This window comes from Agrobacterium vitis, assembly GCF_014926405.1.
Taxonomy (GTDB): domain Bacteria; phylum Pseudomonadota; class Alphaproteobacteria; order Rhizobiales; family Rhizobiaceae; genus Allorhizobium; species Allorhizobium vitis_H.
In genome coordinates this window covers 2,826,167-2,838,263 of record NZ_JACXXJ020000005.1, presented here as the reverse complement: position 1 = coordinate 2,838,263, position 12,097 = coordinate 2,826,167, and the positions used below count along the sequence as shown (strand labels likewise).

Genomic DNA, 12,097 nt, shown 5'->3' with positions numbered 1-12,097 from the left:
GATAAATGTCGTGATCTTGGTGGGCGCGCCGGATACCGGACGATGGAAAAAACACCGAACTAAGGTGGGTTTCATCCTCCTCTTCCGAAAGGCTTTGCCGGACAGTTGCCGGAGTAGGCGCAGATGCTATCGAAGACGCAGAGCCCTGTCCTCCCATCCATCGCGAGTGCGGAACTCGTTCGCACCCGTCTGCTTGCCACTGTCAGTCATGAAATGCGCACGCCGCTGAACGGCATTCTCGGCATGAGTCATTTGCTGGGCCGGACCGATCTGTCTCCAGAGCAGCGCAACTATCTGTCCGGCATCGTGCAAGCGGGCGAATCCCTGCAACAATTGATTGCCGACCTTCTTGATTATACGACGCTTGAAACTGGCCATTTCGAACTTCACAATCAACGTGTGTCGCCGAGGCGTCTGATTGAAGGCGTGGTCGAGATGTTGTCGCCACGCGCCCATGCCAAGGGTATCGAGATCGCCGCGACGACACAGTCCGGGGTTCCCGAGGAAGTCGATATCGATGTCGCTCGGCTGCGGCAGGTTTTGTTCAATGTCATCGGCAATGCGGTGAAATTCACCGTCGAGGGTGGTGTGCTGGTGTCGGCCAGCTGCATTGGCGACGAATTGGTGGTGCGGGTCCGCGACACTGGTCCTGGCATGACGGAAGAGGAACGCACTCGGCTGTTCGTCGAGTTTTCGCAAGGCGGAGACCCGGTGCAGCGCAGTGGTGGCACGGGCCTCGGCCTGTTCATTTCCCAGCGGTTGATGATGGCGCTCGGCGGTTCTCTGTCGATTATTGAAACCGTGCGCGGACGGGGAACGTCCTTCGAGATCCGCTTGCCAACCAAGGCGATTGCGCAGGATCGGACCGTTTCCCAGCGGCAGTCGCTGCTGTCAGGGTCCAGCGTTCTGCTGCTGGCGCCCGACGGTCCGGCGGCTGAAGGCGCGTCCATGACCATTCGTACGCTTGGCGGGTTTTGCCATTGGGCAAAGAAAACCGAAGAGGCGCTTGACCTTTTGGATCAGGTCGAGAGGCAGGATGCTCACCTGACGGATCTGATCGTCGATCATCGCTGCATTTCCGATTACGATGCCAATCTCGCCAGACGGCTGTCCGGTTTGGGAAAAATTCGGCGCATCTATCTGGTCAATCCGGAAGAGCGGCCTGTGCGGCCGCTGACCGGTTTCGATGCCTGGCTGATCCGTCCGCTGCGTGAGCAAACCTTGAGCGATGTGCTGCGGGGGCTGATGAGTGGTGTGGATGCGGCCCATGTCGATGTACAGGATACCGATGTCTCCCATGCAGGTGTCTTGCTTTCGGGAGAAGGCATGGAGCCGGGCAAACAGGTCCCCGAGGTGCTCAATGTTCTGGTCGGAGAGGACGATTTCGTCAATGCAACCCTGTTGCGGGCCGTCTTGCAGAAAGCCGGTCATATGGTTGGCGTGGTCAATGATTTCGATGCCCTACGCCGTGAAGTGGCTTTGGAAGAGGCGGTAAAACTGGATCTTATCATTACCGATCTCGGCATGCCTGGCGGTGATGGCAGCTCAGTTCTGCGCTACGTGCGGATGATCGAACAATTGAAACGCCGCCCGCGCTGCCCCATCCTGGTCTTGACCGGCGATCTCAGGGATGCCGCCCGGGCCGAGGCGCTGACCAGCGGCGCGGATCTGGTCTTGCAGAAGCCTGTCAATCCCGAGCGCCTGCTGAATGAAATTGCCTCGCTGATGAAAACACATCGTACAAGACTGTACGGCTAGATTCCGAGAAAATTTCCTATTATTATCTTGGAGTATCCATTGATTTTACGGGAAAAACCGCCGTAAAAATCGAAATCAGCGTATCCTGTGTCAACATCTTGTCGCATATCCGTGTTTAACAGGTCTTGTTTGAACAGAGCCGGATGAACCGCCATGACAGTCGAACTCCTTGATCGTGCAGTCACACCTGAAACGGAGCGTTCCTCCGGTGCAGTGTCCGGCCCTGCTGGCGATGTCCTGGGCCGGATCGGTACGCTGGAAACCAGGCTCGCCCGCAATGCACGTGAGATCGATGCGGCCCAGGCGGTGCGCTACCGGGTATTCGTCGAAGAGATGAATGCCATGCTGCCGCCCGATGCCATGCGGCAGAAGCGCGATATCGATGCGTTCGATGAAATCTGCGATCATCTTCTGGTTCTAGACCACGCCATTGAGGGTGATCCGGAAGATCAGATCGTCGGCACCTATCGGCTGCTGCGTCATGAAGTGGCGCTGGCCAATTTCGGCTTCTATTCCGCCTCGGAATTTGCGCTGGACGATCTCATCGCCCGACATCCCGACAAGCGCTTCATGGAGCTTGGCCGTTCCTGTGTCCTGCCGAATTATCGCACCAAGCGGACGGTAGAATTGCTCTGGCAGGGAAACTGGGCCTACGCGCTGCGCCACAATATGAGCGCCATGATCGGCTGCGCCTCTTTTCCAGGCGTGCAGCCGGAACAGCATGCGCTGGCTCTGTCCTTTCTGGCGCAGAATGCCGAAGCCCGCGGCGAATGGGCGGTTCGTGCCCGCCCGGAACTGTTCTGCCCCATGGACTTGATGCCATCCGAAATCGTCAATGCCCGCAAGGCGCTGTCCGCCATGCCGCCGCTGGTCAAGGGTTATCTGCGTCTCGGCGCGATGATCGGTACCGGTGCCGTGGTCGACCATGCCTTCAACACCACCGATGTGCTAATCGTCCTGCCAATTACCAGCATTTCCGATCGCTACGTGAATTATTACGGTGCCGATGCCGGGCGGTTTGCGAGCTAGGCTATATCAGGAAAGCCGAAGCCCGGCTTTCTCGAAAAGATCGCTTTCAGTAAAGAAAGCTGGGAACTGTCCGGTTCAGGTTGAAACTGGCACCTTCTGTCGAAGGTGTCTGTTTGCTGAAACGCAGGACGCTGCAGATTTTGCCAGCGGTTCATCGTTTTGCATTTCCATTGGTTGCTCGGGCGGGATGACGAGGTCGGCCAATTGCCGTTGCGATAGACCCACCAAATCTGGATGCAGAAGTGGATCTTTGCTCGCGGCGTAATTGCAGGCATCCGAAGATCCTGACCTTGAGAAAAATCTCCAGATAATCTTCATGGTTACATCCTTTGCCGTGCTGTATCAGGCCTTCAAAGGCTAGAGAGTTCTCTGCTATCGGCAATTGAGATTTTTGGGCGGTGCCTATAGATTTCCTGGATGAGCAAACTCAATTTGGTGCATCTCAATGGATTGCGGGCCGTGGAGGCTGTCGGGCGGCTAGGCTCTCTGCAAGCGGCTGCCAGCGAACTTGGCGTTTCGATCGGTGCCATCAGCCAGCAGGTCATCAAGGCTGAGCAGCAGTTGCAATTGCAATTATTCGAGCGAACCAGCCGCGGCATGGTGCCGACAGATGTGGCTGAGCCGGTGCTTGACCGTTTGAGTGCGGGCTTTCGGCATTTGTCGGGGGCAGTGGCGCTTGCGCTGAAGAGCGATGATACGGTTTTAACGATTTCGGTGGCGCCGGTCTTTGCTGCACGCTGGTTGGTGCATCGCATTGGTGCGTTTTCAGAACGGTTTCCGACGATCCGTCTTAGAATGGAGGCAAGCGACCGGTTAATCGATCCATCAAGCTCCGATGTCGATCTGTGTATTCGGGTCGGGCGTGGTGACTGGCCCGGTGTACGGGCCGAGTTGCTGCTGGAGCAGAAGGTTTTTCCGGTCTGCACACCTGCCATGGCAAAGCGTCTGCAATCACCAGCCGATCTCCTGGACTTGCCGATTGTTGAAGATGGCCGGGCGATGTTCAGTTGGGATGTATGGCTGGCCGCTGCAGGGCTTCCCGGGCGATCGGTCCGCACACGGCACGTCTTTAGCGAAGCCTCTCTATGCCTGGACGCTGCACTGGCTGGGCAAGGCATCTTGCTGGCCTGGCAGACGATTGCTTCCCAGCAATTACAGCAGGGGCAGTTGGTGGCGCCCTTCGGGCCGGCAGTGCCGACAGGGCTTGCCCATTATTTCGTCAGCCCAGAAGGCGCGCGCCGCAATGACAAGGTCGATGCCTTCAAGCGGTGGCTGCGCGGTGAGCTTCACGAGGATATGACCCGTCTCGCCAAGGCAATTCCTTTTCTAGGCGGCCCTTTTCTGGAAAGCCCATTTCTGAAAGGCCCATTTCTGAAAGGCGAGTGCGGTTGATCTTTGTGCGACCGCAGCTTTTTGTGGGCAGGCGGGTGGCTTGCCGCTGCATCGGTTGTCATTGTGGCTTGAACATCGTTAGATGTCGTCTGGACGCGGTCGTGTCCCGATACCCTCAATTTTGCAAAGCGTGAACCTGTGATCATCGACAAAGCTGCCGAACCGGATGTGCTCAACACCGCCGCCCTGACGTCGCAAGAAAGCCGCGCAACGGCAACCCCGATGATGGAACAGTATATTGAAATCAAGGCGAACAATCCCGGTTCGCTGCTGTTTTACCGGATGGGCGATTTCTATGAGCTGTTTTTCGAGGACGCCGTCGAGGCGTCCCGGGCGCTCGGCATTACCCTGACCAAGCGCGGGCAGCATCTGGGTCAAGACATTCCGATGTGCGGTGTCCCTGTACATGCCTCTGACGATTATCTGCAAAAGCTGATCACGCTCGGGTTCCGTGTCGCCGTTTGCGAACAGGTGGAAGACCCGGCTGAGGCAAAGAAGCGCGGCTCCAAATCCGTGGTCAAGCGTGACGTGGTGCGTCTGGTCACGCCCGGCACGCTGACGGAGGAAAAGCTGCTGTCGCCGTCGGAGACCAATTATCTGATGGCGCTGGCACGGGTGCGCGGCAGCGGCGATGAACTGGCGCTGGCCTGGATCGATATTTCCACTGGCGTCTTCCGTCTGGCTGAAACCAATCCCACCCGTCTGCTGGCCGATATTTTCCGCATCGATCCGCGTGAAGTGATCGTCGCCGAAACGTTGATGCAGGACCCGGACCTGAAGCCGGCCTTTGATGTGCTTGGCCGCGTGGTCGTGCCGCAGCCATCGGTGCTGTTCGATAGCGCTTCGGCGGAGGGGCGCATCACGCGCTATTTCAACGTCAAGACGCTCGACGGTTTCGGCGGGTTTTCACGGCCAGAAATGGCTGCGGCTTCGGCGGCGATTGCCTATGTGGAAAAAACCCAGATGTCCGAGCGTCCGCCGCTTGGGTTGCCTGAGCGGCAATCCTCGTCCTCGACGCTGTTTATTGACGCGGCCACCCGCGCCAATCTGGAATTGGTGAAGACCCTTTCCGGCCAGAAACAGGGTTCCCTGCTCAACACCATTGACCGAACCGTAACCGGGGGCGGCGCGCGGCTGATGGCCGAACGGCTGATGTCGCCCTTGACGGAGGTTGTGGCAATTGCGCAGCGGCAGGATGCGGTTGCTTATTTGTTGACGGACGGTTTTCTGTGTGAGCGGCTGCGCGACCTTTTGAAACGCGCCCCGGATATGCCACGTGCCCTGTCGCGGCTGGCGCTGGACCGAGGCGGGCCAAGAGATCTGGCGGCGATCCGGTATGGGTTGTCCACATCAGGCGATGTGGCTGGGTTGCTGCGGGGGGCTGTCCTGCCGGATGAGCTTGCCTCGGCGCTCATCGATCTCGAAATGCTATCACCATCGCTCGAAAATCTGCTGGCCTCGCAACTGGCGGAAGATCTGCCATTGTTGAAACGCGATGGCGGGTTTTTGAGAGAGGGCGCCGATGAGGGGCTGGACGAGGTGCGGGCGCTGCGTGACCAGTCGCGCCGGGTGATCGCCGGGCTGCAATTGCAATATGCCGAAGAAACCGGCGTCAAGTCGCTGAAGATCAAGCATAACAATGTGCTGGGCTATTTCATCGAAGTCACCGCCGGCAATGCCGGGCCGCTGATCGAGGGCGAAGCCAAGGCCCGCTTTATCCATCGCCAGTCTATGGCCAATGCCATGCGCTTTACCACGACCGAACTGGCTGATCTCGAAAGCCGCATTGCCAATGCGGCGGGACAGGCGCTGGAAATCGAGCTTGCGGCGTTTGAGCGGATGCGTCAGGCGGTGGTGACCGAGGCCGAGGCCATCAAGAAAGCAGCGCGCGCGCTGGCAGTGATCGATGTGGCCGCCGGTCTTGCCGTGCTGGCCGAGGAGCAGGGCTATTGCAGGCCCCTGGTCGATGACAGCAGGATGTTTTCCATTGTCGCCGGGCGTCATCCGGTGGTCGAGCAGGCCTTGCGCAAGCAGGCGGCCAGCCCTTTCATCGCCAATAATTGCGATCTTTCACCAGTAGGCGATCAGAAGCACGGCGCGATCTGGATGCTGACCGGTCCGAACATGGGCGGTAAATCCACCTTTCTGCGCCAGAATGCGCTGATCGCCATTCTCGCCCAGATGGGGTCTTTCGTACCTGCCGGATCGGCGCATATCGGTATTGTCGATCGGCTGTTTTCCCGCGTTGGCGCCTCCGACGATCTGGCGCGGGGCCGTTCGACCTTCATGGTCGAGATGGTGGAAACGGCGGCCATTCTCAATCAGGCGGGCGAGCGGTCTCTGGTCATTCTCGATGAGATTGGCCGTGGTACGGCGACATTCGACGGCCTGTCGATTGCGTGGGCGACTGTCGAGCATCTGCATGAGGTCAATCGCTGCCGGTCGTTGTTTGCCACGCATTTTCACGAGCTGACGGCGCTGTCTGAAAAGCTTGTCCGGCTGTCGAACGTCACTATGAAAGTCAAGGAATGGCATGGCGAGGTAATTTTCCTGCATGAGGTTGGGGCTGGTGCCGCTGACCGCTCCTACGGCATCCAGGTGGCGCGACTGGCCGGGCTGCCGGGCATGGTGGTGGAGCGCGCCCGCGCAGTGTTGTCGCAGCTCGAAGATGCCGATCGCAAAAATCCGGCCAGCCAGTTGATTGACGACCTGCCGCTGTTTCAGGTCAGTCAGAGGCGGGAGAGCCGGACGGGGACAGGGGCGCAGGTGTCGGCGGTGGAAGAGGCATTGCGCAGCCTCAATCTGGATGACTTGACGCCAAGGCAAGCGATGGATGCGCTCTACGATCTGAAAACCACTCTGGCGAAATCCTGATCCAGAATCGTGTTGCTTTTTGGTTCTGTGCTTTCTGGTTTTGGCTCAGTCAACGGATTTTAGGAATTATCGGCTATCCTGTTGCCCGCAGCGCCTTAAAAACGCTAAACCCGTGACAGACAAAAGCCGCCTCATTCCAAGCGGCAGGGAACAGATAACCGGACGATCATGGCAAAGCACGACCTATCAGACGCAACGCTCCCCGATTTCAAGGCATTGGAGGCGGAATGCATGTCCATCGTGCTCCAGAATGGCAAAGTGCCGGAAACACGGGCCGCCATTCTCCCCTTGTTGAAAAAAGCAAGCATTGATGGCCGGGAGGCGGCCCTGCGCCATCTGACCACCAATGGCAGCGGGTTGGAATGCGCCGGGATGATTTCCAATCTCCAGGACAATCTGATCACGCTGGTGCATCGCATGGTCACCCAGGCTGTCTACCCCACCACCCAGCAGGAATTTGCGGTGGCTGCGGTCGGCGGTTATGGCCGCAGCACCCTTGCTCCCGGTTCCGACATCGATCTCCTGTTCCTGCTTTCAGTCAAGGCCGGGGCGGATGCCCGCAAGGCGGTGGAATTCCTGCTCTATATTCTCTGGGATCTGGGTTTTAAGGTCGGCCATGCCACCCGCCTCGTTGAGGAATGCATCCGGCTGTCGCGCACCGATATGACCATCAGGACCGCCATTCTCGAAACCCGTTTCATCTGCGGGGAAGCGCTGCTGGTTGGCGAATTGCAGAAACGGTTCGATGCGGAGGTGGTTGAAAAGACCGCGCCTGAATTCATTGCCGCCAAACTGGCCGAACGTGATGAACGGCACCGCAAGGCGGGCGATACCCGTTATCTTGTCGAGCCGAATGTGAAGGAAGGCAAAGGCGGATTGCGCGATCTGCACACGCTGTTCTGGATCGCCAAATATTATTACCGGATTTCCGATCCGGCCGATCTGGTCAAACTTGGTGTTCTGTCGCGCCAGGAATGGCGGATGTTTCAGAAATCCGACGATTTTCTCTGGGCGGTGCGCTGCCATATGCATTTCGCCACCGGCAAGCCGGAAGAGCGGCTGTCTTTCGATCTTCAGCCGGAAATTGCCCGCAATCTCGGCTATAATGCCCGTCCCGGCCTTTCGGAGGTCGAACGCTTCATGAAGCATTACTTCCATGTCGCCAAAAATGTCGGCGACCTGACCCGGATCGTCTGTGCCAGCCTGGAGGATAAGCAGGCAAAGGCCGCTCCAGGACTGACCGCAGCCATCGGGCGTTTTGCCCATCGGCCCCGGCGCATTCCCGGCACGCCTGAGTTCATCGAGGACAGGGGCCGGATCGCTCTGTCCGGTCCGGACATTTTCAAGCGTGATCCGATCAATATCATGCGGTTTTTCCATGTCGCCGATCTGCATGGGCTGGAATTCCATCCCGATGCGCTCAAGGCGATTACCCGCTGCCTGCCGCTGATCGATCATGATTTCCGCGAGAACGAGGAGGCCAACCGGCTGTTCCTCTCCATCCTGACCTCCAAACGCGACCCGGCGCTGATGCTGACCCGGATGAACGAAGCGGGCGTTCTGGGCAAGTTCATCCCGGATTTCGGGCGGATCGTTTCGATGATGCAGTTCAACATGTATCATCATTATACCGTGGACGAGCATTTGATCCGCTCAGTCGGCATTCTGGCCGAGGTCGATCAGGGGCAGCATGCCGACATCCATCCGTTGGCCGTCAAGCTGATGCCGAATATAGAGGAGCGCACTGTGCTGTTCGTCGCGGTGCTGCTGCATGACATCGCCAAGGGCCGTCAGGAGGATCATTCGATTGCCGGTGCCAAGGTTGCCCGGCGTCTCTGCCCGCGTCTTGGTTTGAACGACAAGCAGACCGAATTGGTGGTCTGGTTGATTGATCAGCATCTGCTGATGTCGATGGTCGCCCAGACCCGCGATCTGCATGACCGCAAGACCATTACCGATTTCGCCGAGAAGGTGCAGTCGCTTGACAGGCTGCGCATGCTTCTGGTGCTGACGGTCTGCGATATCCGCGCCGTCGGTCCGGGCGTCTGGAACGGCTGGAAAGGCCAATTGCTGCGCACGCTCTATTATGAAACCGAATTGCTGCTATCAGGCGGGTTTTCCGAAAGCCCGCGCAAGGAGCGCGCCAAACAGGCCGCCGAGCAATTGGCGGAGGCCCTGTCGGACTGGAGCCAGAAGGACCAGAAAACCTATACCAAGCTGCATTACCAACCCTATTTGCTGACGGTGCCTTTGGAAGACCAGGTGCGCCATGCCCATTTTATCCGCCAGGCTGACAAGGCCGATCAGGCGTTGGCAACCATGGTCCGCACCCATTCCTTCCACGCGATCACCGAGATCACGGTGCTTGCCCCTGACCATCCGCGCCTGTTGTCGATCATTGCCGGTGCCTGTGCGGCGGCGGGCGCCAATATTGCCGATGCGCAGATTTTTACCACCTCGGATGGCCGGGCGCTCGATACCATTCTCATCAACAGGGAGTTTCCCATTGACGAGGACGAGATGCGCCGGGCCAATACGATTAGCAAGATGATCGAAGACGTGCTGGCGGGCAAGAAGCGCCTGCCGGAAGTGATTGCCACCCGCACCAAGGGCCGCAAACGCAACAAGACCTTCACCGTCAAGCCGCATGTGACGATTTCCAACAGCCTTTCCAATAAGTTTACAGTGATCGAGATCGAATGCCTCGACCGCATTGGTCTGCTGGCCGAGGTCACGGCGGTCCTGGCCGATCTGTCGCTCGATATTCACTCGGCCCGTATCACCACCTTTGGTGAAAAGGTCATCGATACGTTTTACGTCATCGATCTGGTCGGCCAGAAGATCACCAATGAAAACCGGCAGGGCTCCATTTCGGTCCGGCTGAAAGCGGTGATGAGCGAGCAACCCGACGAATTGCGCGAGCAGATGCCATCGGGCATTATCGCGCCCGCCGCGACGAAATCCCCGGCTGCTGAAAAGAAAGCCCGCGTCTGATATGTCCCTCGTCAAGAAGTTCATGACCGTTGGCGGCGCCACGCTTGGCAGCCGATTGTTCGGGTTTGCCCGCGAAACCCTGATGGCGGCAGCGCTTGGCACTGGGCCGATGGCCGATGTGTTTTATGCGGCTTTCCGCTTTCCCAACCTGTTTCGCCGGTTGTTTGCCGAAGGCGCCTTCAACGCTGCTTTCGTGCCGCTGTTTTCCAAGGAAATCGAGGCGAACGGACTGGACGGCGCCAAGCGTTTTTCCGAGGAAGTCTTCGGCGTCCTCTTTACCGTCCTGTTGCTGATCACCATCGCCATGGAGCTTTCCATGCCGCTCCTGGTGCGGTTTGTCATCGCACCGGGTTTTGCCGATGACGCGGAAAAGTTTTCGCTGACCGTGCGTCTCGCCGTGGTGATGTTTCCCTATCTGATGTGCATGTCGTTGACGGCGATGCTGAGCGGCATGCTCAATTCGCTGCATCACTTTTTCGCCGCCGCCGTCGCGCCGATCTTTCTCAATCTGGTGATGATCAGTGCGCTGTTTTATGCGCTCTACCATGGCGTCGAGCCTGTCGTAACGGCCTGGTATCTCTCCTGGTCGGTGCTGGTGGCCGGGATTTTGCAGTTGCTGGTGGTCTATATCGGCGTGCGCCATGCGGGGATAAGGCTCGGTTTCAAATGGCCGAAGATCACCCCCAACGTGAAACGGTTGCTGGTGCTCGCCGTCCCTGCCGCGGTGACTGGCGGCATTACCCAGATCAACCAGTTGATCGGCCAGGCCATTGCCTCCTCCAAGGATGGGGCGATTGCCGCCCTGCAATATGCCGACCGTATCTATCAATTGCCCTTGGGCGTGGTGGGCGTTGCCGTCGGCGTGGTGCTTTTGCCGGAGCTGGCGCGGGCGCTGAAATCCGACCACCAGCGCGAGGCTTCAACCATTCAGAATCGGTCGATTGAATTCGTGCTGTTCCTGACCCTGCCAGCGGCGGTCGGGCTGTGGGTGCTGTCGGATGATATCATCCGGGTGCTTTATGAGCGCGGCGCGTTTACCGCGCACAATACCGCCATTGTCGGGGCAATCCTCGCCTATTACGGCTTGGGCCTGCCCGGTTTCGTGATGATCAAGGCGCTGCAGCCCGGTTTTTACGCCCGCGAGGATACAAAAACCCCGATGCGCTTCACCGGCATTTCGGTGGTGGTCAATTCGGCGCTGGCCATTTCGCTGTTTCCGCTGTTGCAGGAGCGGGGTATCGCCATTGCCGAAGCGACGGCGGGCGCGATCAACACGGTTCTGCTGTTCACCATGCTGGTACGGCGCGGACATTTGCAGGTGGAATGGGCGCTGGTGTCCCGGGCGCTGCGGCTTTTGCTGGCGGCGCTGGCCATGGGCGCGGCGCTGATGGCGCTGTCGGGCTTTTTCGCGCCTTATATCGGCACCGGTTCGCCCTTCCTGCACAAGGTGTTGGTGCTGTTCATCCAGATCGGCCTGGCGATGCTGATCTATTTCTCGCTGGCCTTCCTGATCGGCGGCGCGGATATCGGCATGCTGAGACGCAATCTTAAGCGCAAGGCGCGCGCGACGCCAAGCGAGGCCGCCGATGACGCAGAATAGGCCGGTAAAACGCATCGCCACCGTAACGCTTGTGGTTGATGATTATGATCGGGCGCTGGCCTTTTATTGCGGCAAGCTGGGCTTTGCCTGCAAAGCAGATATCGACCTGGGCGATGGCAAGCGCTGGGTGGTTATCTCTCCCACTGAAGACGGTGCCGGGCTGCTTCTGGCGCAGGCGGATGGAGAAAAACAGCTGGCGACAATCGGCAACCAAACAGGCGGCCGGGTTGCCTTCTTTCTGGAAACGGATGACTTTGCCCGTGATCATGCGGCGTTTATCGCTGATGGCATCGTCTTTCAGGAAGAGCCGCGTTACGAACTCTACGGCACAGTTGCCGTGTTCGAAGATCTCTACGGCAATCGCTGGGACCTGATCGAGCCCAAATTATAATCGCGCCTTAGCCGTTCCCCGCTTGATCGGGAACGTCTGCCTGTGCATAAGCGCTATAA

Annotated in this window: 8 protein-coding genes; 7 read left to right on the top strand and 1 reads right to left on the bottom strand. The window is 58.6% G+C overall.

The window, feature by feature from the left end; genetic code table 11:
- The first annotated feature begins 123 nt into the window (after window positions 1–123).
- Both IEI95_RS24480 and olsB read left to right on the top strand, forming a co-directional pair.
- The gene (locus IEI95_RS24480) at window positions 124–1,758 is read left to right on the top strand and encodes a hybrid sensor histidine kinase/response regulator (RefSeq protein ID WP_156531323.1); all 1,635 of its coding nucleotides are present in this window, start codon (window positions 124–126) and stop codon (window positions 1,756–1,758) included.
- A gap of 153 nt (window positions 1,759–1,911) precedes the next feature.
- Complete coding sequence (gene olsB, locus IEI95_RS24475; protein ID WP_012654820.1) at window positions 1,912–2,787, top strand: l-ornithine N(alpha)-acyltransferase; 876 nt, start codon at window positions 1,912–1,914, stop codon at window positions 2,785–2,787.
- Here the strand turns inward: olsB and IEI95_RS24470 are convergent.
- The gene (locus tag IEI95_RS24470; RefSeq protein WP_194417129.1) at window positions 2,784–3,062 is read right to left on the bottom strand and encodes a hypothetical protein; all 279 of its coding nucleotides are present in this window, start codon (window positions 3,060–3,062) and stop codon (window positions 2,784–2,786) included. The genes olsB and IEI95_RS24470 overlap by 4 nt on opposite strands.
- 142 nt (window positions 3,063–3,204) lie before the next feature.
- On the opposite strand from IEI95_RS24470, the gene IEI95_RS24465 reads away from it, so the two are divergent.
- The 5 genes from IEI95_RS24465 (at window position 3,205) to IEI95_RS24445 (ending at window position 12,038) form a co-directional block, all read left to right on the top strand.
- The gene (locus IEI95_RS24465; RefSeq protein WP_156531326.1) at window positions 3,205–4,179 is read left to right on the top strand and encodes a LysR substrate-binding domain-containing protein; all 975 of its coding nucleotides are present in this window, start codon (window positions 3,205–3,207) and stop codon (window positions 4,177–4,179) included.
- 222 nt (window positions 4,180–4,401) lie between these two features.
- Complete coding sequence (gene mutS / locus IEI95_RS24460; protein WP_234890876.1) at window positions 4,402–7,053, top strand: DNA mismatch repair protein MutS; 2,652 nt, start codon at window positions 4,402–4,404, stop codon at window positions 7,051–7,053.
- Between the two features lie 168 nt (window positions 7,054–7,221).
- Complete coding sequence (locus tag IEI95_RS24455) at window positions 7,222–10,047, top strand: [protein-PII] uridylyltransferase (RefSeq protein WP_012654824.1); 2,826 nt, start codon at window positions 7,222–7,224, stop codon at window positions 10,045–10,047.
- Between the two features lies 1 nt (window position 10,048).
- The gene (gene murJ, locus IEI95_RS24450; RefSeq protein WP_156531327.1) at window positions 10,049–11,647 is read left to right on the top strand and encodes a murein biosynthesis integral membrane protein MurJ; all 1,599 of its coding nucleotides are present in this window, start codon (window positions 10,049–10,051) and stop codon (window positions 11,645–11,647) included.
- Window positions 11,634–12,038: a VOC family protein gene (locus IEI95_RS24445; protein WP_156531328.1), complete on the top strand. Its 405-nt coding sequence runs from the start codon at window positions 11,634–11,636 to the stop codon at window positions 12,036–12,038. Before murJ ends, IEI95_RS24445 begins: the two co-directional genes overlap by 14 nt.
- Window positions 12,039–12,097 lie beyond the last annotated feature (59 nt).